General features: G+C 63.7%; 17 protein-coding genes. 9 read left to right on the top strand and 8 right to left on the bottom strand.

The genetic code is table 11. The annotated features are described in order from the left end of the window. Positions 1 to 30 precede the first annotated feature (30 nt). The 7 genes from nosZ (at position 31) to nahK (ending at position 10,210) form a co-directional block, all read left to right on the top strand. Entirely contained in the window at positions 31 to 1,950 is a 1,920-nt protein-coding gene (gene nosZ / locus M1D99_RS17695; protein WP_186710342.1) for a TAT-dependent nitrous-oxide reductase, read from the top strand. A 25-nt stretch (positions 1,951 to 1,975) separates the two neighbouring features. After that, positions 1,976 to 3,289 carry a nitrous oxide reductase family maturation protein NosD gene (locus M1D99_RS17690; protein WP_458130523.1) on the top strand — a complete coding sequence of 438 codons (1,314 nt, stop codon included), beginning with the start codon at positions 1,976 to 1,978 and terminating at the stop codon, positions 3,287 to 3,289. Next, positions 3,286 to 4,203 carry an ABC transporter ATP-binding protein gene (locus M1D99_RS17685; RefSeq protein ID WP_434570737.1) on the top strand — a complete coding sequence of 306 codons (918 nt, stop codon included), beginning with the start codon at positions 3,286 to 3,288 and terminating at the stop codon, positions 4,201 to 4,203. The genes M1D99_RS17690 and M1D99_RS17685 overlap by 4 nt, the downstream gene beginning before the upstream one ends. Continuing rightward, positions 4,200 to 5,030, top strand: coding sequence for an ABC transporter permease (locus M1D99_RS17680; protein WP_434570735.1), 831 nt, complete (start codon positions 4,200 to 4,202; stop codon positions 5,028 to 5,030). Before M1D99_RS17685 ends, M1D99_RS17680 begins: the two co-directional genes overlap by 4 nt. A 32-nt stretch (positions 5,031 to 5,062) precedes the next feature. Further along, positions 5,063 to 5,590 carry a nitrous oxide reductase accessory protein NosL gene (locus M1D99_RS17675; RefSeq protein WP_458130522.1) on the top strand — a complete coding sequence of 176 codons (528 nt, stop codon included), beginning with the start codon at positions 5,063 to 5,065 and terminating at the stop codon, positions 5,588 to 5,590. A gap of 890 nt (positions 5,591 to 6,480) precedes the next feature. Continuing rightward, entirely contained in the window at positions 6,481 to 7,638 is a 1,158-nt protein-coding gene (nosP, locus tag M1D99_RS17670; protein WP_411384821.1) for a nitric oxide-sensing protein NosP, read from the top strand. Beyond that, the gene (gene nahK / locus M1D99_RS17665; protein WP_434570731.1) at positions 7,568 to 10,210 is read left to right on the top strand and encodes a hybrid sensor histidine kinase/response regulator NahK/ErcS'; all 2,643 of its coding nucleotides are present in this window, start codon (positions 7,568 to 7,570) and stop codon (positions 10,208 to 10,210) included. Before nosP ends, nahK begins: the two co-directional genes overlap by 71 nt. Positions 10,211 to 10,380: 170 nt before the next feature. Here the strand turns inward: nahK and M1D99_RS17660 are convergent, their stop codons facing one another. The 6 genes from M1D99_RS17660 to M1D99_RS17635 form a co-directional block, all read right to left on the bottom strand. Next, positions 10,381 to 11,046 (bottom strand): response regulator transcription factor, encoded by a 666-nt coding sequence (locus tag M1D99_RS17660; RefSeq protein WP_186731030.1) that lies wholly within the window; start codon positions 11,044 to 11,046, stop codon positions 10,381 to 10,383. 59 nt (positions 11,047 to 11,105) lie between these two features. Beyond that, positions 11,106 to 11,639 (bottom strand): PQQ-dependent catabolism-associated CXXCW motif protein, encoded by a 534-nt coding sequence (locus M1D99_RS17655; protein ID WP_458130521.1) that lies wholly within the window; start codon positions 11,637 to 11,639, stop codon positions 11,106 to 11,108. Positions 11,640 to 11,905: 266 nt separating this feature from the next. After that, positions 11,906 to 12,697 carry an ABC transporter permease gene (locus M1D99_RS17650; RefSeq protein ID WP_458130520.1) on the bottom strand — a complete coding sequence of 264 codons (792 nt, stop codon included), beginning with the start codon at positions 12,695 to 12,697 and terminating at the stop codon, positions 11,906 to 11,908. Further along, positions 12,694 to 13,425: an ABC transporter ATP-binding protein gene (locus M1D99_RS17645; RefSeq protein WP_458130519.1), complete on the bottom strand. Its 732-nt coding sequence runs from the start codon at positions 13,423 to 13,425 to the stop codon at positions 12,694 to 12,696. The genes M1D99_RS17650 and M1D99_RS17645 overlap by 4 nt, the downstream gene beginning before the upstream one ends. Continuing rightward, positions 13,422 to 14,426 (bottom strand): YVTN family beta-propeller repeat protein, encoded by a 1,005-nt coding sequence (locus M1D99_RS17640; RefSeq protein ID WP_458130518.1) that lies wholly within the window; start codon positions 14,424 to 14,426, stop codon positions 13,422 to 13,424. The genes M1D99_RS17645 and M1D99_RS17640 overlap by 4 nt, the downstream gene beginning before the upstream one ends. Positions 14,427 to 14,452: 26 nt before the next feature. Beyond that, entirely contained in the window at positions 14,453 to 15,619 is a 1,167-nt protein-coding gene (locus M1D99_RS17635) for an ABC transporter substrate-binding protein (protein ID WP_434570721.1), read from the bottom strand. Positions 15,620 to 16,021: 402 nt separating this feature from the next. On the opposite strand from M1D99_RS17635, the gene M1D99_RS17630 reads away from it, so the two are divergent. Both M1D99_RS17630 and M1D99_RS17625 read left to right on the top strand, forming a co-directional pair. After that, positions 16,022 to 17,275, top strand: a complete 1,254-nt coding sequence (locus M1D99_RS17630) for a HAMP domain-containing sensor histidine kinase (RefSeq protein WP_458130517.1) — start codon at positions 16,022 to 16,024, stop codon at positions 17,273 to 17,275. Next, a complete protein-coding gene (locus tag M1D99_RS17625) occupies positions 17,275 to 17,913 on the top strand; it encodes a response regulator (protein ID WP_434570718.1) in 639 nt (212 codons plus the stop codon). The genes M1D99_RS17630 and M1D99_RS17625 overlap by 1 nt, the downstream gene beginning before the upstream one ends. A 171-nt stretch (positions 17,914 to 18,084) precedes the next feature. Here the strand turns inward: M1D99_RS17625 and M1D99_RS17620 are convergent, their stop codons facing one another. Together M1D99_RS17620 and exaA are read right to left on the bottom strand one after the other, a co-directional pair. Next, complete coding sequence (locus M1D99_RS17620) at positions 18,085 to 18,729, bottom strand: pentapeptide repeat-containing protein (protein ID WP_458130516.1); 645 nt, start codon at positions 18,727 to 18,729, stop codon at positions 18,085 to 18,087. Positions 18,730 to 18,859: 130 nt separating this feature from the next. Then, positions 18,860 to 20,725, bottom strand: a complete 1,866-nt coding sequence (gene exaA, locus M1D99_RS17615) for a quinoprotein ethanol dehydrogenase (RefSeq protein WP_186707613.1) — start codon at positions 20,723 to 20,725, stop codon at positions 18,860 to 18,862. Positions 20,726 to 20,852 lie beyond the last annotated feature (127 nt).

Here is a 20,852-nt window from a genome sequence, read left to right as displayed (position 1 = left end):
GACCGTTTCATTCTTCATGGAGCACACAGCATGAGCGACAAAAAAGACCAAGTCCCTGGCGCGGTGGAAGCGCCCCGGGGTGTCAGCCGGCGCAGTTTTCTCGGCACCGGTGCGGTGACGGGCGCGGTGCTGGCCGGCGCCACGGCGCTGGGCGCCGGGACGTTCACCCGCGAGTCCTGGGCAGCGGCGGCCAAGGAAGCCAAGTCCAAGATCCACGTCGGGCCCGGTGAGTTGGACGAATACTACGGGTTCTGGAGCGGCGGCCACCAAGGCGAGGTGCGGGTGCTGGGTGTGCCGTCGATGCGCGAGCTGATGCGCATCCCGGTGTTCAACGTCGATTCGGCCACCGGTTGGGGGCTGACCAACGAGAGCAAGCGCATCCTCGGTGACAGCGCCAAATACCAGAACGGCGACTGCCACCACCCGCACATCTCCATGACCGACGGCAAGTACGACGGCAAATACCTGTTCATCAATGACAAGGCCAACTCCCGGGTCGCGCGCATTCGCCTGGACATCATGAAGTGCGACAAGATCCTCACCGTGCCCAACGTCCAGGCCATCCACGGCTTGCGCCTGCAGAAGGTGCCGTACACCAAGTACGTGTTCGCCAACGCCGAGTTCGTGATCCCGCACCCCAACGACGGCCATACCTTCGACCTGCAGGACAAAAACAGCTTCACGATGTTCAACGCCATCGATGCCGAAAAAATGGAGATGGCCTTCCAGGTAATCGTCGACGGCAACCTGGACAACTCCGACGCCGACTACACCGGCAAATACGCCGCCAGCACCTGCTACAACTCCGAGAAAGCCTACGACCTGGGCGGCATGATGCGCAACGAGCGCGACTGGGTGGTGGTGTTCAACATCCCGCGGATCGAGGCGGCGATCAAGGCCGGCAAGTTCATCACCCTGGACGGTTCCAAGGTGCCGGTCGTCGATGGCCGCAAGACCGACGGCAAGGACTCTGAGTTCACTCGCTACATTCCGGTGCCGAAGAACCCCCACGGGCTCAATACCTCGTCGGACGGCAAGTACTTCATCGCCAACGGCAAGCTGTCGCCCACGGTCTCGATGATCGCCATCGACCGTCTGGATGATTTGTTCAACGACCGTTACAAGGACCCGCGCGAAGTGATCGTCGCCGAGCCCGAACTGGGGCTTGGGCCGCTGCACACCACGTTCGACGGGCGCGGCAACGCCTACACGACCTTGTTCATCGACAGCCAGGTGGTGAAGTGGAACATGGACGAGGCCATCCGCGCCTACAAGGGCGAGAAGGTCAACTACATCAAGCAGAAACTCGACGTCCAGTACCAGCCGGGCCACAACCATGCGTCCCTCACCGAAACCAGCGAGGCGGACGGCAAGTGGCTGGTGGTGTTGTGCAAATTCTCCAAGGACCGCTTCCTGCCCACCGGCCCATTGCACCCGGAAAACGATCAGTTGATCGACATTTCCGGTGAAGAGATGAAGCTGGTGCACGACGGCCCGGCCTTCGCCGAACCCCATGACTGTATTCTCGCGCGGCGCGACCAGATCAAGACCCAGAAAATCTGGAACCGCAACGATCCGTTCTTCGCCGACACCGTGGCCCTGGCGAAGAAGGACGGCATCAACCTCGAAACCGACAACAAGGTCATCCGCGACGGCAATAAGGTACGGGTGTACATGACGTCGATGGCGCCGGCCTATGGCCTGACGGAGTTCACCGTCAAGCAAGGCAACGAGGTGACCGTGACCATCACCAACATCGACCAGATCGAAGACGTGTCCCACGGTTTTGTCATGACCAACCACGGCGCCAGCATGGAGATCAGCCCGCAACAGACCTCATCCATCACCTTCACCGCCGACAAGGCCGGCTTGCATTGGTACTACTGCAGTTGGTTCTGCCACGCCCTGCACATGGAAATGGTCGGCCGCATGCTGGTTGAGAAAGCCTGAGTCATTCATCAAGGAGACAGGCGCAATGACCGGGAAAACGCAGCATGCAAACGTTCGTCGACCGGTCATTGCCCTGGTGTCCTGCCTGCTGTCGGGCGGTGCGTTCGGCGCGCCGCAACCGATGACGAATCTGCCTTTGCAGGCTGAGGGCGAGCAGCATTGGCGCCTGCCTGCGGGGCACTATCAAGGCTCGTTCAGTATCGATCAGCCGATGACGCTCACTTGCGCGCCAGAGGCGGTATTCGAGGCGCAAGGCGAGGGCAATGGCTTGATCATTCGCGCGCCGAACGTGCAGGTCCAGGGCTGCACCTTCCTGGACTGGGGCCACGACCTCACGGCCATGAACGCCGCCGTGTTCATCCAGCCCGGGGCAACAGGCGCCGTGGTGCGCGGCAATCGGATGCAAGGCCAGGGCTTCGGTATCTGGGTCGATGGCACGCGGGACGTCAGCCTGATCGACAACCGCATCCAGGGCGACCCCAGCCTGCGCTCCCAGGACCGAGGCAACGGCATCCATTTGTATGCGGTGCACGGCGCCCGGGTTATCGGTAATCAGGTGCGCGAAACCCGTGACGGCATCTACATCGACACCTCCAATGGCAACCTGCTCCAGGGCAATACGCTGGAGGATCTGCGCTACGGCGTGCATTACATGTTCGCCAACGATAACCGCCTGCTGGACAACGTCACCCGGCGTACCCGCACCGGTTATGCCTTGATGCAAAGCCGCCAATTGACGGTGATCGGCAATCGCTCCGAACAGGACCAGAACTACGGGATCCTGATGAACTACATCACTTATTCCACCCTGCGCGACAACTTCGTCAGCGACGTGCGCGACGGGTCCACCGGCGACACCATGATCAGCGGCGCCGAGGGCAAGGCCCTGTTCATCTACAACTCGTTGTTCAACCGCATCGAAGGCAACCATTTCGAGCGCAGCGCCGTGGGCATCCACCTGACGGCCGGCTCGGAGGACAACCGCATCGCCGGCAATGCCTTCGTCCACAACCAGCGCCAGGTCAAATACGTGGCCACGCGGTTGCAGGAGTGGTCGGCGGACGGGCGCGGCAATTATTGGAGCGATTACCTGGGTTGGGATCGCAACGGCGACGGCCTGGGGGATGTGGCCTATGAACCCAACGACAACGTCGATCGCCTGCTGTGGCTGTATCCCCAGGTGCGGTTGTTGATGAACAGTCCGGGGATCGAACTGCTGCGCTGGGTGCAGCGGGCCTTCCCGGTGATGAAATCTCCCGGGGTGATGGACAGCCATCCGCTGATGGAAACCCCTGTCCAGCCCCCACCACGCAACAGTGCCCAGGAGAACGCGTCTTGAACGTCGTCGAGATCGAAGGGGTCAGCCAGCGTTATGGCAATGTCGCCGTGCTGCGCGGGCTGGACTTGACCCTGGCCCAAGGCGAGGTGCTCGGGTTGTTCGGGCACAACGGTGCGGGCAAGACCACCACCATGAAGTTGATCCTCGGTTTGCTGCGGGCCAGCGAGGGGGAGGTGCGTGTCTTCGGTCGCGCACCCAGCGACCCGAGTGTGCGGCAGATGCTCGGTTATCTGCCCGAGAACGTGATGTTCTACCCGCAGTTGAGCGGGCTGGAAACCTTGCGCCATTTCGCCCGGCTCAAAGGCGCGGCACCGGAGCAGGTGGAGCGTCTGCTGGAGGAAGTGGGGCTGGCGAGCGCCGCCAGGCGGCGCGTGAGGACCTATTCCAAGGGCATGCGCCAGCGCCTCGGCCTGGCCCAGGCGCTGCTCGGCCAGCCGCGTTTGTTATTGCTGGACGAACCGACCGTGGGCCTGGACCCCATCGCCACCCAGGACCTCTATCAACTGCTCGACCGCCTGCGTTGGCAGGGCACCAGCATCATTCTCTGCTCGCACGTGTTGCCGGGGGTGGAAGCGCACATCAACCGCGCCGCGATTCTTACCCGGGGTCGGCTGTTGGCCCTGGGCAGCCTGGCCCGGCTGCGGGAGGACGCCGGGCTGCCGACGCTGATCCGCGCCTCGGGCCTGTCACGGGCCGACTGGCTTCGCCAGCATTGGCGCAGCGAAGGGCATGCCACCCAGGGCTGGGGCGCGGAAGGGGTGCAGGTGTCCGCGCCGGACGGCAGCAAACTGAAATTGCTGCGCCAGTTGCTGGCCCAGGACGACCCGACGGATGTCGAGATCAAGCCGCCGTCCCTGGAGGATCTGTACCGTCATTACATGGTCTGTGCCGCCGCCGAGGAGGCCAGCCTATGAACCCGGTCTGGAACATGGCCCGCAAGGAATTCAGCGATGGCCTGCGCAATCGCTGGTTGTTGGCGATCAGCCTGTTGTTCGCGGTGTTGGCGATCGGCATCGCCTGGCTCGGCGCGGCGGCATCCGGTCAGTTGGGGTTTACCTCGGTGCCCGCCACGGTGGCGAGCCTGTCCAGCCTGGCGACGTTCCTGATGCCGCTGATTGCCTTGCTGCTGGCCTACGACGCGATTGTCGGCGAGGACGAGAACGGCACGCTGCTGCTGTTGCTGACCTACCCGTTGGGGCGCGGTCAATTGCTGCTGGGCAAGTTTGTCGGGCACGGCTTGATCCTGGCCCTGGCCACCTTCATCGGCTTTGGCTGCGCGATGCTGGCCATCGCTCTGTTGGTGGACGATGTTCAGTTGAGCCTGCTGCTCTGGGCCTTCGGCCGGTTCATGTTGTCCAGCACGCTGCTGGGCTGGGTGTTCCTCGGGCTGGCCTATGTGCTGAGCAGCGTGTCGGCAGAGAAATCCACCGCCGCCGGATTGGCGCTCGGGGTGTGGTTTTTCTTCGTGCTGGTGTTCGACCTGGCCTTGCTGGCGCTGCTGGTGCTGAGCGAGGGGCGGTTCAGCCCGGAGCTGCTGCCATGGTTGCTGCTGTTCAATCCTACGGACGTGTATCGGCTGATCAACCTAACTGGGTTCGATGCGGCTTCCAGCGGTGCCGCGGTGTTGACCCTGGGCAGCGATTTGCCGGTGTCGGCGCCTTTGCTCTGGTTGTGCCTGGGCCTGTGGATGGCAATCCCGTTGTGGCTGGCCTATCGGTTGTTCAATCGCCGGTGCCCGTGAATGTCTGATCTTGATCAAGGGAGCATGCAACGATGAATAGAGTGTCTTTGAAGACGGGCCGCCTCTTGGCCGGGTTATTGATGTGCCTGGCGTTGGCGGCGTGCGACAAGGCCGAGCCACTTGCGGCCAGCGAGGCGGCGCTGGCGTTCCATTCCAGTGATGAGTGCCATGTGTGCGGCATGGTCATCACTGACTTTCCCGGGCCCAAGGGCGCGGCGGTCGGGACAGGAGGCGTGAAGAAGTTCTGCTCGCCGGCGGAAATGCTGGGTTGGTGGTTGCAGCCGGAAAACCATCGGGCCGACGTCAAGCTGTATGTCCACGACATGGGGCGCAGCCATTGGGATGCGCCGGATGATGCCCATCTGATCGACGCCCGTACTGCGTACTTCGTCATTGGCAGCGGGCTCAAAGGCGCCATGGGCGTGGTATTGGCTTCGTTCTCCGATCCCCAGGCGGCAGAAAAACTGGCGAGCGATAGCGGCGGCCGGGTGCTGCGCCTGGAAGACATCGACCAGAAACTGCTGGGGCAGGTGAGCGCCATGGCGCCGATGAACCACTGATATTGCCCGCGTACCGAACCGCTCTATTGCCAGCACCGAACCGCTTTTTGTGGCGAGGGAGCTTGCTCCCGCTGGGATGCGCAGCAGCCCCAAGGCCAGGCGCCGCGGTGTGTCAGGCTGGTGTCGTCAGTCTCATGGGGGCGCTTCGCGCCCCAGCGGGAGCAAGCTCCCTCGCCACAAAAGCGGCCTTCATCTTGCTGGACGTCGGGGTGTGCTCACGGATGGGGAGTTTAGTTTTTGAAGAAGTGGAACGCGGAGCGTCCCTGGCGACATTCCCACGCAGGAGCGAGGGAACGATCGACAGCCCCTGAAACACGGCTGAACGGCTGTTGTGGCGAGGGAGCTTGCTCCCGCTGGGATGCGCAGCAGCCCCAAGGCCAGGCGCCGCGGTGTGTCAGGCTGGTGTCGTCAGCCTCATGGGGGCGCTTCGCACCCCAGCGGGAGCAAGCTCCCTCGCCACAAAAGCGGCCTTCATCTTGCTGGACGTCGGGGTGTGCTCACGGATGGGGAGTTTAGTTTTTGAAGAAGTGGAACGCGGAGCGTCCCTGGCGACATTCCCACGCAGGAGCGAGGGAACGATCGACAGCCCCTGAAACACGGCTGAACGGCTGTTGTGGCGAGGGAGCTTGCTCCCGCTGGGATGCGCAGCAGCCCCAAGGCCAGGCGCCGCGGTGTGTCGGGCTGGTGTCGTCAGCCTCATGGGGGCGCTTCGCGCCCCAGCGGGAGCAAGCTCCCTCGCCACAAAGGTATTCCAAACCAGGAGGAGGGCGCGCGGTGCGCATCACCTTCTCATCCCATGGAAGTGTCCACCCACTACCCAAGTAGCATTCGTCGCCCCGGCGCGGCTTCGTACACTCAGGGCTCCTATCACGCACCCGCCGGAGGCGATGATGCAGCAGAGCGAAGGTGTGGTGAGCGCCATGTCCCAGGCGACCGACGTCCAGCAGGTGGCCCAGGCGCTGGCGCGGCAGTTGTTGCACCCGCACCTGGGTTTCGTGCTGTTTTTCTGTTCCGCCGAATACGACTTGCCGGCCCTGGGCCAGGCGCTGTCCCAGAGTTTCGGCGGGATTCGCCTGGTGGGCTGCACCAGCGCCGGGGAAATCACCGCCCAGGGCTACGGTCGCAACTGCGTGACGGCGGTGGGGTTCGATCATCGACACTTTTCCATTGCCGCCGAGCTGATCGGTGAAATGGAGCACTTCAGCCTGATCGACGCCCAGCAAATGGTCGAGCGCCTGGCCAGCGGCTGTCGCAGCAACGCCTTGGCGCCGATCAAGGGCCACAGTTTCGCCCTGACCCTGCTCGACGGCCTGTCCAGCCGCGAGGAAATGGTGCTGGCGGCCTTGAGCGCCGCGTTGGGGGATATCCCGCATTTCGGCGGCTCGGCCGGCGATGACAACTACCTGACCCACACCCACGTCTACTTCGAAGGCCAGTTCCACAGTGGCGCGGCCGTGGTGGTGCTGATCAACACCTGGCTGGAGTTCGAGGTCTTCACCACCCACCACATCCTGCCCCGGGACGAGAAACTGGTGGTGACCGGCGCCGACAGTGCTTCGCGCCGGGTCTATGAGCTCAACGCCGAACCCGCCGCCGAGGAATACGCCCGGCACATCGGCGTCCCAGTGAGCGCCCTCGACTACCGAGTCTTCGCCGCCCATCCCCTGGCGGTGCGGATCAACGACCAGTACTACGTGCGGGCGATCCAGCAGGTGCACCCGGACCTGAGCCTGAGTTTCTACTGTGCGGTGGAGAACGGCATCGTCCTCACCGCGATGACGCCCGGTCCCTTGCTGCACAACCTGCAAACACTGTTCGACGGTTTGCAGGCACGCCTCGGCGACTTGCTGCTGACCATCGGCTGCGATTGCTTCCTGCGGCGCCTGGAGCTGGAAGACCGCGGCGGCCTGGAACAGATCGGCGAATTCCTGCGCGAACAACGGGTGATGGGGTTCAACACCTATGGAGAACAGTTCAATGGCATGCACATCAACCAGACGTTCACCGGAGTTGCCATTGCCCGACATCGCGTTCCCGGCCATCGCTGACCTGCAGGTCCAGCTCGCCAGCCTGCAACACGAAAACCGCAAGTTGCGGCGCATCAACGCGGCGCTGATCGAGCGGGTGGAGTCCGGCGTGACCCGCGGCAACGACCCCTATGCGGCGTTCCAGCACTCGGTGGTGCTGGCCGAGCAGGTGCGTGAGCGCACCGACGCGCTGAACCAGGCCATGGCCGAGCTCAAGGCCGGCAATCACTTGCTGGGCGAGGCGCGACTGCGGGCGGAAACTGCCCACCGGCACCTGATCGACGCCATCGAGAGCATCTCCGATGCGTTTGTGCTGTTCGACGAGCAGCAACGCATCGTCCTGTTCAACAGCCGCTTCAAGGCCTTCTGGGCCAACAGTCGGGTGCGCATCATCGCCGGGATGCGTCTTTCCGAGGTCAAGCGCTTGATGACCGCCAACGGCTTGTTCAGCGAAGAGCCCCGCGGCCAGGCCGACGAGCATGTGTTGTATCGCTTGCAGGACGGACGCTGGCTGCAAGTCAGCGAGCGGCCGACCCAGGAAGGCGGGCGAGTGATCCTGTTTACTGACATCACCGACGTCAAGCTCAGCGAAACCGTGCTCCGCGAGCAGGCCATCGCGCAGAAGTCCCACCTGTTGCAGCGGGCGGTGGACAACCTGTCCCAGGGTGTGGCGATGGTCAATGCCCAAGGTGTGCTGGAGCTGTGGAACCGGCGCTTCCTTGAACTCAGTGGCCTGGCCCCGGTGGCGGCCCACCGGCCCTTCAACGAAGTGATCGGCGACAGTGAACTGCAGCTGCTGACCCCGGCCAGTCGCGACAGCAACGGCCGGTTGATCCATGAATGCGAGCAGCGCCTGTCCGATGGCCGCGTCTTGGAAATCCGCACGCATCCATTGCCCACCGGCGGCTACGTCAACACGTTTACTGACATCACCGAGCGCTACCAGCACGCCGAGGCACTGAGCGAAAGCGAGCGCTGGATCCGCCTGATCACCGACCATGTGCCGGCGCTGATCGCCTACCTCAACGCCGACCTGGTCTACGAATTCACCAACAAGGTCTATGAGCAGTGGTATTGCTGGCCCCGTGGCGTGATGCTCGGCCAGAGCCTGCGTGAAGCCCACAGCGAGCAGCATTACCAGCGCCTGGAAGCCTACGTGGCCCGGGCATTGGCGGGCGAGAGCGTCACCTTCGAATTCGCCGAGACCAACATCAACAACCAGGAGCGCTACATGCTGCGCTCCTACGTGCCGAACCGCCTGGCCAACGGCGAAGTGGTCGGGATCTTCGTGCTGATCCGCGACATCACCGAACGCCGCCGCACCGCCGAGGCATTGCACCAGGCTTACCAGAACCTGGAACAGCGAGTCCAGGAGCGCACGGCCGAACTGACCACCCTCAACGACCAGTTGCTGCGGGAGATCGACGAGCGCAGCCGAGTGGAATTGCGCCTGCGGGAGGCCAAGCGCGAGGCTGAGCAAGCCAACCTGTCGAAGACCAAGTTTCTCGCAGCGGTCAGCCATGACCTGCTGCAACCGCTCAACGCCGCACGCTTGTTCACCAGTGCCCTGCTCGAACGTCGCGAGCCGGTGGCCAACGCGCAATTGGTGCGCAACGTCAGCAATTCGCTGCAGGACGTCGAGAACCTGCTGGGCACCCTGGTGGACATTTCCAAGCTGGACGCCGGGGTGATCAAGGCCGATGTCGCGCCGTTCGGCCTTAGCGAGTTGCTGGACAACCTGGCCGCCGAATACGCCCAGATCGCCCGCAGCGAAGGGCTGGAGCTGCACTATGTCGGCTGTTCGGTGCTGGTGCGCAGCGACATGCAATTGCTCGCGCGGATCCTGCGCAACCTGCTGAGCAATGCCATTCGCTACACCCCCAGCGGTCGGGTGGTGCTGGGCTGCCGGAGGTATCGCCAGCGCGTGTCGATCCAAGTCTGGGACAGCGGCATCGGCATTGCCGAGAATCGCTTGGAGGAAATATTCCAGGAATTCAAGCGCGGCGACGTCCAGCGCCCGAACCAGGACCGTGGGTTGGGCCTGGGCCTGGCGATTGTCGAGAAAATCGCCGGGATCCTCGGACACCGGATCCAGGTGCGCTCCTGGCCGGGCAAGGGCTCGATGTTCGCCATCGACGTGCCACTGAGCGCCACCGCACCCAAGCCGTTGCCGTGCCTGGACATGAGTGAGCCGATGCTGGAAAAACTGCGGGGGGCACGGGTCTGGGTGCTGGATAACGATGCGGCGATCTGCGCCGGCATGCGCACCTTGCTGGAGGGCTGGGGTTGCCAGGTGGTGACGGCGTTGTCGGAGCAGGACCTGGCCCGCCAAGTGGACAACTACCACGCCGAGGCCGACCTGCTGATCGCCGATTATCACCTGGACCACGATCAGAACGGTGTGGACGCCGTGGCCCGGATCAACGCCCGCCGGGCCTCACCGATCCCGGCCATGATGATCACCGCCAACTACAGCAACGAACTCAAGCAGCAGATCCGCGAGCGCGGCCACACCCTGATGCACAAGCCGGTGCGGCCGATGAAACTCAAGATTGCGATGAGTCATCTGCTAGGCCAATCCCAGGGCCATTGAACCGAACGGCTTTTGTGGCGAGGGAGCTTGCTCCCGCTGGGGCGCGAAGCGGCCCCAAAATCCAGACACCTCGGTGTGTCAGGCTTGTTCAGAATGGGGCTGCTTCAGCCCAGCGGGAGCAAGCTCCCTCGCCACGGGGGTGTACACCTGTCCCTATAGTGTTCAGCTGATCAACGCCGCAAATAAGCCCCGAAATCAATATCCCCGGCACTGAGGATCGCCTGCACCCGGTTGTGCACATTGAGCTTGCGCAGGATCGCCGAGACGTGGGCCTTGACCGTGGTTTCGGCGATGTCCAGGGTGTAGGCGATCTGCTTGTTCGACTCGCCCTTGGTCATGCGTTCGAGCACCAGCAGTTGCTTGCGGGTCAGGGCCTGGAGCAGCTCCGGTGGGAACGCCGGGGTTTCGTTCAGGCGGCGGCCCGTCGGGCTTTTTTGCGTGCGGATGATGTCGGGCGGCAGGTACACGTTGCCGTTGAGGATCTGTTCGATGGCGTCGGTCATTTGCGAGCGTGGCGAGGATTTGGTGATGAAACCCACCGCGCCATAGGTGATGGCCTGCAACACCACTTGCTTGTCCTGCTCGGCAGAAACAATTACCACGGGGATCGTTGGTGCTTCGTTGCGCAGGTTGATCAGGCCATTGAGCCCATGCATGCCGGGCATGTTCAGGTCCAGCAGGATCAGGTCCAGGTCGTCGTGCTCGGCGGTCAACGCCAGGGCACTGTCGAGGTCGGCGGTCTCCATGACCTCGCTGCCAGGAAAACCGTCGCTGATGACGTTGTGGATGGCTTCGCGAAACAGTGGGTGATCGTCGGCTATCAGGATCTTATACATGGCCATTCACCTCGTTATTGTCGTGTGGGGCAGGGCAGTTGCACGCATTTCTTGCACATTCAGGGAAGGGGTTCGGGCCGGGCCGCTTGCAGGGGCAGGTTCGCCGCCTCCCAGGCGTCCAGGCCATCGCGATACCAATACAAATGCTTATAGCCCATGGCAGCGGCGCGTTTTACCGCGTTCCAGCTCAGCCAGCAATCCGAGCGGCAATAAAAGACCAGCGGTCGCTCCAGCCGCCCGCCGGTGGCCGTGCGCAGGTGATGGCTGAAGTAGTCCTGCCAGGTCGGGTCGAGATCGCCATCCCCGGTATTGGCCAGCCACAGGCTGCCGGGGAGGTTGGCGTGGGGTTCGTTGTCGATGAAACGTCCCTGGACCCATGGACGACGGTAGACGTCGATCAGCAGCGGGGGCTGGGCTTGATCGAGCAGGCGTTGCAGGGCTTGGGTGTCGAGGGTCTGGGCGCCGTCGACGGTGGCGGGTGTCGGGCTGCGGTATTGGGCGATGCGATAGCCCTGGGCTGAAAACAGCGCGGTCTCGGCCTGCGCGACATTCAGCGCCAGGCCCAGCAGGAGGATCGCCAGCAAACGGGGCATAGGATTTATCCTTTTTGTTATGCGCCCATTACATGCCAGGGTCGAGGTCTTGTGAATGCGACCATGGACAGGAAAACCGGTACTAAAGTAGTAATTTCGGTCTTTAAGACAAGTGTGATCCTGAAGTCATGCACGGTCTCTGTGGGAGCGAGCCTGCTCGCGATAGCGGTCCCCCAGTCACATTTTTACTTGCTGAACCACCGCAATCGCGAGCAGGCTCGCTCCCACAGGGAGGTTCACCCACAGGGGGATTTGTGCGGAGCAGTTCAGCTGGCCTTGCGCAACGCCGCATGCTGCGGATTGAACGTCCACACCGCCAACAGCGCGAACACCAGGGTCAAGCCCACGCACACCGCCATCGCCAGCAGGTTGAACTGCTCATACAGCGCATAACGCACCAACTCCACGCCATGGGTGAACGGGCTGACCGCGCAGAGCCAGTACAGCCACGGGCTGGCTTCCTGCATTTTCCACAGCGGGTACAGCGCCGAGGACAGGAAGAACATCGGGAAGATCACGAAATTCATCACCCCGGCGAAGTTCTCCAGTTGCCGGATGGCATTGGACAACAACAGGCCCAGGGCACTGAGCATCAGCGCTACCAACAGCAGGGCCGGCAAGGCCAGCAGCAGGCCCATGGCCGGCGGTTGGATGCCGTACAGCCAGGCGATGGCGAGAAAGGCATAGACCTGCAACAGCGAGATCAGCGAGGTCGCCAGCAACTTGCTCGCCAGCAGGAACGCCCGGGGCAGGGGACTGGTAAGCAGCACGCGCATGCTGCCCATTTCCCGATCGTAGACCATCGACAGCGAGCCCTGCATGCCGTTGAACAACAGGATCATGCAGGCCAGCCCCGGCACGATGTATACCTCGTAGGGGATGTAGGTGTCGTAGGGGGCGATGATGGCGATGCCCAGTGCCGCGCGAAAGCCGGCGGCGAACACCAGCAGCCACAGCAGTGGCCGGACCAGGGCGCTGAGCAGCCGGGTGCGTTGCAGCGCGAAGCGCAGCCATTCGCGCATGACGATGCCGCTGAAACAGTGCCAATACGCGCTCATGGCCGGGCTCCCGAAGCGGTCAAATGGGTGAAGGCCGAACCGAGGGTGCCGCCGTGTTCCTGGCTTACCGCGTCGGCCTGGCCGCTGGCGACCACGCGGCCCTGGTGCACGATCAACAGGTCATCGCTGGGCTGCACTTCGTCCAGCAGGTGAGTGGTCCAGAGCACGCTGATGCCTTGCTCGCGGCACAGTTGCCGGATGTGCAGGCCGAGGGCGAGGCGGCTGGTCGGATCGAGGCCGACGCTGGGTTCGTCCAGCAGCAACAAGCGCGGTTCGTGGAGCAGGGCCCGGGCGATTTCCACCCGGCGCCGATGGCCGCCGTTGAGGTCGCGCACCCGTTCATGGCGCCGCTCGATCAGGTGCTGGCGAGTCAGTTCGGCGTCGAGGCGGACGCTGCCCTGGCGTCGGGAAAAACCATGCAGCGCCAGGTGGTAGCGCAGGTTCTGTTCGATGCTCAGGTCCAGGTCCAGGGTACTTTGTTGGAACACCACACCCAACTGGCGCAAGGCCGGATGCGGAGATTTTTGCAGAGAATGACCGCCGATGCGGATCTCGCCACGCTGCAGGTCGTACAGGCGGGTGAGCAGGGCGATCAGCGTCGACTTACCAGCACCGTTGGGTCCCAGCAGCGCGGCGAAACGTCCAGCGGGCAGGCGGAAACTCATCTGCTTGAGGGCTTCCCGTGCGCCATAGGCGAAGCTCAGGTCGCTGACCTCCAGGGCGTTCATGGCGTCACCACCACACCCCATGGATAGCGTCCGACTTTCACCGACTTCAGGACTTTGCGGCGCTCTACATCGATTACCGAGACATCGCCGCTGACGCCATTGGTCGCCAGCAGTTGCTTCTGGTCTGGGGTGAACGCCAGTTGCCAGACCCGCCGGCCCACCAACAGGTAGTCCAGCACTTCGAAGGTCTTGGCGTCGATCACCGCCACATGGTTGGCCGGACCCAGGGCGACGAACGCCAGCGTGCCGTCGGCACTGAGCTTGATGCCCACCGGCTGGACCTTGTCCGGGTGCACGCCTTTGATCTGGAAGGTCAAGGTCTTGAGTACCTGGCGCGTGGCGACGTCGAGGATGGTCAAGGTGCCGCCGATCTCCGCCGAGGCCCAGAGCTGCGTGCCGTCGCGATTGAATTCGACGAAACGCGGGCGCTGGTCCACCAGGGTGTTGTCGGCCAGGGTCTGGGTACTGGTGTCGATCCAGTGCAGCATGTTCGTGGTTTCACTGGTGTTGACCGCCCACTTGCCGTCGGGGCTGACAGCCATGCCTTCGGGCTCGACCCCCACGCCGATCTGGCCCAGGACTTCGGAGGTCTGGGTGTCGATCACCGTGACCAGGGCATCGTCTTCGTTGGACACGTAGAGCCAGCGGTCGTTGGGGTGCAGGGCGAACTGCTCCGGGTCCTTGCCGGACGGCAGTTCCTTGATGATCTTGCGGGTGGCGACGTCCATCACCTGGACCCGGTCCGAGTCGCTGGCGCAGATGTACAGTAGGCGATTGTCATGGGACAGCAGCAGGCCCCGGGGACGCTGGCCTACCGGCAGGGTGTCGATGACTTCCAGGCGCTGCAGGTCGATCAGGCTCAGGCTGTTGTCTTTTTCGTTGGAGACCCAGGCGATGCTGGCGGCGGCGGGGCCGGCGGCGAGCAACGCAGCGCCCAGGGCGAGGGCTTTGCATAGCCGTGTCGGGCGGAGCTGGGCCGGGTAAATCAAGGCGCGGTGCATGGCGGTTTCCTTATTGTTGTTATCGATCAGGGGTAACGGCAGCTCACTTCGGGCTGGTCATAGCCCAGGCTGTCCATTTCATTGGAAGGGTGCAGGAAGCCGTCCTGGGGCGAAGTGCTGACCAGGGCCCGGGGCTGGACCAGGGGAATCGGCTGGCGCAGTTGGCCGTTCCATGGCCGGTAGCTGAGCTTGCGACCCTTGAAACCGTCCAGCGGCAATTGGTCGCTGAGGGCCAGTTGGCGGATGGCGAACGGGTCGTCCTGGCGCAGTTTGCTCACGGCGGCGGCGATGCTGCGCACGGCGATCCAGGCGGCGAAGTCGCGGTCGTTCATCCAGCGCCCGGCCAGGGCTTCGAAGCGTTTTTGCAACTGCGCCGCGCCGTAGGTTTCCACGGTCTTGTGCCAGCCGGTGGGCGTCAGCCCTTGGGTGCCGGCCACCGGGCGCGGGTACCAGGTCTGGTAGGGCAGGTATTCACCGAAGTCGCCGCGTTCGTCGGCCACCAGCACCACGTCGTACTCGGCGGTCTGGGTGAACAGCGGCATGTCGGCCTGGGCGCTGCGTCGCTGGTCGTTGTCGAACTGCCAGGCCTTCTCGGCGACGGTCTTCATGCCGAAGCGTTTCATGGCCCGGCGCAATGCGGCGGCGTACGCCTGGTCCTCGGGCATCTGGCCGACGACCAGCAAGGCCCGCTGCCATTTGCGCACGACGCTGAACTGCACGAGGGCATCGGCGAGCATGGCGCGGTCGGGCAGGCTGTGCAGCACGTTGCCCAGGCAGTCGGTGGTGCGCAGGCTGTCGTCGGGGCTGCCAGCATTGAACAGCAGGCTGTCGGGCAGGGCGGCGCTGAGATCGCGCATGCTGCTGGCCGGTGCGTTGACCACGAACAACCGCAGGCCCTGGTCGTGTTGGGTTCGGGCGGCTTGGAGCAGGGCTTCGGGCGTGTCGACGCTTGCGCTTTCCAGCCGGTAGTCGTGCTTGAGGAAGCGTCCGGTGCTGTTGCTGTCGACGATCGCCAGCTCAGCGCCGCGCAAGCCGGCATCGGCCGGTTCGGCGATGACATTGGAGAGCAGCGGGCCCGGGTCGGGGCGATAACCCAGGTAGCCGATACGCACTTGCAACGGCGCGGCATCGCCGGCGTGAGCGGTTGTCGCTGCCAGCAGAAAAACCAGGGCGTAACTGACGAGCCGGCGCATGACGTCCTCCATTGCGGGTAGCGCCAGCATAGGAAGGCCACGGCCAAGGGGAAATATGCAGAAAGTACCGCCGGGGCAGTACCAAGGTAGTAACTCACCTTGGCGGCCGGGGTTTTAGGATGCAAGGCAATCGTCATTGACCAGGAGTGGACAGACCATGCGGATTCTCAAAGCGCTGCTGCTGCCGTTCCTGTTGATCCTGAGTTTGGTCGGGGTGGATCGGTTGCCTGAACCCTATAAACACCCACAACCCCCTGTGGGAGCGGGCTTGCTCGCGAAGGGGGCCGTACTGTCGACACCTATGCTAACTGATCCACCGCTTTCGCGAGCAAGCCCGCTCCCACAAGGGATCTGTGGCGTGCATATGAATTGCGAGTTCATTCCGGAAATGGGCCACTGAACATGTCAGCCCTCTGGCGAATCAACCTCTGGGTTTGCGCCTTCTTCGCCCTGGTAACCCTGGCCTGTGCCGTCCTGCTGCTGCACCAGGCCACGGCCGATGTGAAACGCGAATTGCAATCGGCCGAGTCGGTGGTGCATTACCTGCGCGAAACCGCCGAGCGCGACCCGGCCAGTCTCCAGCCACGGTTGACCGGCAGTCTGCGTCATGTGCGGGTCCGTTGGTTGGTTCCCGGCGAGTTGTTCCCGGCGGATGAGGAAGGGGTGAAGGCCTGGCTCGGCCGCCGGCTGCTGGACGACGGCCCGGCGGCCCAGGTGGTGGATTTGCCCGGCGGTCGACGGGCGTGGATTGCCGTCGATCCACGGGATGAAATCGACGAAATCCTCGATTCATTGGTGCAATTGTTGTACGTCTGCGCCTTGGCGCTGTTGCTCAGCCTGTTGGTGATCCGCTGGGCCGTACGCCGTGGCATGCGCTTGCTCGACGAGCTACTGCAAGCGCTGCGCCAGGTGTCTGCGGGAAACCTGCAGGTGCGCCTGGGCACTGAAGGTGTGCCGGAGACGCAGCAACTGGCGGGGCATTTCAATCGCATGACCGCTGCCTTGGCCGAGGCCCAGGCCGATAACGCCCGGCTCACCCAGGCCTTGCTGGCGGTGCAGGAGCAGGAGCGCACCCGGTTGGCCCAGACCCTGCACGACGACCTGGGGCAATACGTGGCCGGTATTCGTGCCCGTGCCTGCCTGCTGCGGCTGGTGATGGATCAACCGCCGACGCTGGAACAGACCGTCAGCCAGCTTGAAGACCATTGCGAGCATTTGCAGCAGGGGTTCCGGGCGCTGGTGCATGACTTGTACCCGGTGGTGTTACAGCACCTGCCGTTATGTGAAGCCATCGAGGTGTTGGCCGGGCGATGGCAGGCAACCCAGGGCATCGCCTGCCAGTTGCGGATCGATACAGCCCTGCCGCCCATGTCGGGGCCCGACAAGACCCATCTGTATCGGTTGTTGCAGGAAGCGTTGACCAATGTTGCCCGACATGCCGGTGCCACGCAGGTACGGATTCGCCTGCAACATCGCGCCGGACGCTTGCGCTTGCTGGTGCGCGACAACGGTCGCGGCGCGCCGCAACCACCGCGTGCGGGCGTGGGCCTGCACTCGATGGCCGAACGGGCACGCAGCCTTGGCGGTGAGTTGCGCGTCATCAGCCAGCCCGGTGCCGGTTGGGCGCTGGCCTTGAATATTGCCTGGGAGGCGTGATGAACATTTTGTTGGTGGATGACCATGCGGTGGTGCGGCAGGGCTATGCCAGCTTGTTGCAGGTACTGATGCCGGACCTGCGGGTCCGCGAAGCAGCCACGGGTGAAGAGGCGCTGAGCCAGGTGCAGGAGCAGGTGCCTCATCTGGTGATCATGGACTTCGGCTTGCCCGGGATCAGTGGCTTGGAAACCACCCGGCGGCTGCGCCAGCGACTGCCGCAACTGCGGGTGTTGTTCTTCAGCATGCACGACGAACTGCCGCTGGTGCGCCAGGCGCTGGATGCGGGTGCGGCGGGCTACCTGACCAAGAACTCGGCGCCCCCGGTGCTGGTGGAGGCGGTGCGCCGGGTGCTGGCCGGGCATGCCTACATCGAACAATCCCTGGCCACGCAACTGGCCTGCGCCAGCTCCCGACACGATGCCGACCCGCGCCTGCAATGCATGACCCAACGGGAATTGGAGATTTTCGTCATGCTCGCCAAGGGCACCCCGGCCCGGACCATCGCCGAGCAGCTGTGCATCAGCGCCAAGACCGTGTCCAACCACCTGACGCTGCTCAAGAGCAAGCTGCAGGTCAGTTCCCATGCCGAACTGGTGCATTTGGGGATCGATATGGGCGTGGTGCGGGTGGCCGGTTAATGTTTGATTTGAAATGCGATCACCTGTGGCGAGGGAGCTTGCTCCCGCTGGGGTGCGGAGCGCCCCCAAAACCCGGCACCTCGGTGTGTCAGGCTCATTGAGTTGACCCTATTGGGGGCTGCTTCGCACCCCAGCGGGAGCAAGCTCCCTCGCCACAGGGGCGCGACAGGCTCATCTATCCCAGGACGTTGGGCACCCGGTACAGCCCTGCATATTCGCATCCTGGAAATTCCCATAATGCTGGCGAGAACCGCTCAAGTTGGCCTGTTCCAGGTTGCTTTCGCCGAGCTTGGCTTCTTGCAGGTTGGCGTCGCGCAGGTTGGCGCCCTTGAGGTCGGCCTTGCTCAGCCAGGCCATTTCCAGGTCCGCGGCTTGCAGATTGGCCTCGTGCAGGCGGGCACCGGACAGGCGAGCGAATTGTAGGTAGGCCGCCGTCAGGTCGGCACGCTGGAATTGCGCGCCTTGGGCGAACAGGCCCCAACCCTGGATCGCCATGAGCGTGGCACCGCTGAAGTCCGCCAGGCGCAGGTTGCTTTGTTGCAGGCTGGCACGGGTCAGGTTGGCGCCTTGTAGCTGAGCTTTCTCAAGGTTGGCCAAGTCCAGCCGCGCGTGCCGCAGGTCGGCATCGCGCAGGTCGGCGCCGCTGAGGTTCATCTTGCGCAGGTCCTGATTCGCCAGTTGTGCGCCGCGCAGGTTGGCGCCGGGGCATTGGCTGGATTCGGCGATGATGCAGCCGTTGATGGCCAGTGGGGTGTTGGGGTCGTCGGCATGGGCAAAGGTGCCGATGAACAGCAGCAGCAATGGCAATGATTTCATGGCATGAACTCGGGCAAGTGTGGGAGCGGGCTTGCTCGCGAAGGCGTAGTGCCAGTCAATATCAATGCTGGTTGAACCACCGCTTTCGCGAGCAAGCCCGCTCCCACAGGGGATGGGGTACAGGTCAGGGTTATTTCTGCGCCGTCGCCTTATCCCAACTCGGGATCTTGAATACCCAGAACGACCCGCCCTGGGCCACGGGCTTGGTCAGTTCGGCCATGTCGCCGCCCCACAGCGGCACGGCGCCGCCGTAGCCGACGGTCACGCCGATGAACTGCTCGCCGTCCTGCTCCCAGGTGATGGGCGGGGAGACGATGCCGCTGCCGGTCTGGAATTTCCACAGTTCCTTGCCGGTCTTCGCGTCGAAGGCCTTGAAGAAGCCGTCGCCGGTGCCCGTGAACACCAGGTTGCCCTTGGTCGCCAGCACGCCGGCCCACAGCGGTAGCGGTTCCTTGTGTTCCCAGACCACTTTGCCGGTGGTGGGGTTCATCGCTCGCAGGCTGCCGACGTGATCGTCGTACATGCGCTTGATGCGAAAGCCCATGCCCAGGTAGGCCGAACCTTTCTTGTAGTTCACTTCCTCGGTCCAGTACTCCTCTTTCCACTGGTTGCCGGGGACGTAGAACAGGCCGGTGTCCTGGCTGTAGGCCATGGGGTTCCAGTTCTTGCCACCAAGGAAGGGCGGCGAGACTTCCACTGGCTTGCCCTTGGTTTCACCAGGCAATGGCTTGGCCGGGCGCTGGCCGGGATTTTCCACCGGGCGGCCGGTCTTCAGGTCGATGTGGCTGGCCCAGGTGATGTTGTCGACGAAGGGGAAGGCGTTCTGCAGCTTGCCGTTGTTGCGGTCCACCACGTAGAAGAAACCGTTGCGGTCGGCGTGGGCGGTGGCCTTGACCACCTTGCCGTCCTTGTCCTTGTAGTCGAACAGCACCAGCTCGTTGTTGCCGGAGAAATCCCAGGCGTCGTTGGGCGTGTGTTGGTAGAACCACTTCACCTCGCCGGTGCTTGGGTCGACGCCGACCTGGCCGGAGGTGTAGAGGCTGTCGTAATCATGGGGGTTGCCGTCCTTGGACGTGCGCGCCCAGGTGTTCCATGGGCCGGGGTTGCCCGCGCCGACAATGATGGTGTTGGTCTCGGGATCGAAACTGGCGCTCTGCCAAGGTGCGCCGCCGCCATGGCTCCAGGCCTCGACCTTGCCGGTCTCGGTGGTCTTGTCGTCGGGCCAGGAGGGCGCCTTGACGTCGCCGGTCGGGGTGCTGTCCTTGCCGTTGAGGCGGCCCATGTGGCCCTCCACGAACGGGCGCATCCAGACTTCCTCACCCGTGTCCGGGTCGCGGGCGAACAGTTGCCCGACCACACCGAACTCGTCACCGGAACTGCCGTGGATCAGCAGCACCTTGCCACTGGTCTTGTCCTTGATCAGCACCGGGGCGCCGGTCATGGTGTAGCCGCCGGCGTGATCGCCGAACTTCTTGTTCCACACCACCTTGCCGGTGTTTTTATCCAAGGCGACCACGCGGGCGTCCAGGGTGCCGAAATAGATCTTGTCGCCATAGATGGCCGCGCCGCGGTTGACCACGTCGCAGCACGGGCGAATGTTGTCCGGCAGCCGGTGGTTGTAGGTCCACAGGCGCTTGCCGGTCTTGGCGTCGAGGGCGAACACCCGCGAGTACGAACCGGTGACGTACACCACGCCGTCGCTGACGATGGCCTGGGATTCCTGGCCGCGCTGCTTCTCGTCGCCGAATGAGTAGGACCAGGCCGGGGTCAGCTTGAACACGTTCTTGTCGTTGACCTGGGCCAGCGGGCTCCAGCGCTGGGCGTTGGTGCCCATGCCGTATTGCAACACGTCCTGGGTGGTCAGGTGGTCGTTGGCGATGTCTTCCCAACTGACCCCTGGCGCTGCGGCGCTGGCCAAGGGGCTCAGCGACAGACTGCCGGCCAGCAGCAAGGCAACCGTCAGGGAGGAGAGGGCGGGTAGCGTTTTTATTCTCATGGTGGCAGTTCCCAGTGAAAGGTTTTGGCCTGACTAGGTTGGGTTGCGCCGGGGGCCGCCGATACGGAAAAAGTCCCGCCTTTGCCGGGAAGATTTCCCAAACCGCCTGTCTTTGCGACTTGCGTCG

Source organism: Pseudomonas sp. R3-41, assembly GCF_054161485.1.
This window is presented reverse-complemented; position numbering and strand designations above follow the sequence as displayed.

What these genes read in the sequence shown, in the direction of transcription:
- nosP (WP_411384821.1), top strand. Translation starts at nt 6,481, where the DNA reads ATGCAGCAGAGCGAAGGTGTGGTGAGCGCCATGTCCCAGGCGACCGAC.
- M1D99_RS17660 (WP_186731030.1), bottom strand. Translation starts at nt 11,046, where the DNA reads ATGTATAAGATCCTGATAGCCGACGATCACCCACTGTTTCGCGAAGCC.
- M1D99_RS17650 (WP_458130520.1), bottom strand. Translation starts at nt 12,697, where the DNA reads ATGAGCGCGTATTGGCACTGTTTCAGCGGCATCGTCATGCGCGAATGG.
- M1D99_RS17690 (WP_458130523.1), top strand. Translation starts at nt 1,976, where the DNA reads ATGACCGGGAAAACGCAGCATGCAAACGTTCGTCGACCGGTCATTGCC.
- M1D99_RS17675 (WP_458130522.1), top strand. Translation starts at nt 5,063, where the DNA reads ATGAATAGAGTGTCTTTGAAGACGGGCCGCCTCTTGGCCGGGTTATTG.
- M1D99_RS17640 (WP_458130518.1), bottom strand. Translation starts at nt 14,426, where the DNA reads ATGCACCGCGCCTTGATTTACCCGGCCCAGCTCCGCCCGACACGGCTA.
- M1D99_RS17630 (WP_458130517.1), top strand. Translation starts at nt 16,022, where the DNA reads ATGTCAGCCCTCTGGCGAATCAACCTCTGGGTTTGCGCCTTCTTCGCC.
- M1D99_RS17620 (WP_458130516.1), bottom strand. Translation starts at nt 18,729, where the DNA reads ATGAAATCATTGCCATTGCTGCTGCTGTTCATCGGCACCTTTGCCCAT.
- nosZ (WP_186710342.1), top strand. Translation starts at nt 31, where the DNA reads ATGAGCGACAAAAAAGACCAAGTCCCTGGCGCGGTGGAAGCGCCCCGG.
- M1D99_RS17645 (WP_458130519.1), bottom strand. Translation starts at nt 13,425, where the DNA reads ATGAACGCCCTGGAGGTCAGCGACCTGAGCTTCGCCTATGGCGCACGG.
- exaA (WP_186707613.1), bottom strand. Translation starts at nt 20,725, where the DNA reads ATGAGAATAAAAACGCTACCCGCCCTCTCCTCCCTGACGGTTGCCTTG.
- M1D99_RS17635 (WP_434570721.1), bottom strand. Translation starts at nt 15,619, where the DNA reads ATGCGCCGGCTCGTCAGTTACGCCCTGGTTTTTCTGCTGGCAGCGACA.
- M1D99_RS17655 (WP_458130521.1), bottom strand. Translation starts at nt 11,639, where the DNA reads ATGCCCCGTTTGCTGGCGATCCTCCTGCTGGGCCTGGCGCTGAATGTC.
- M1D99_RS17680 (WP_434570735.1), top strand. Translation starts at nt 4,200, where the DNA reads ATGAACCCGGTCTGGAACATGGCCCGCAAGGAATTCAGCGATGGCCTG.
- M1D99_RS17625 (WP_434570718.1), top strand. Translation starts at nt 17,275, where the DNA reads ATGAACATTTTGTTGGTGGATGACCATGCGGTGGTGCGGCAGGGCTAT.
- nahK (WP_434570731.1), top strand. Translation starts at nt 7,568, where the DNA reads ATGGCATGCACATCAACCAGACGTTCACCGGAGTTGCCATTGCCCGAC.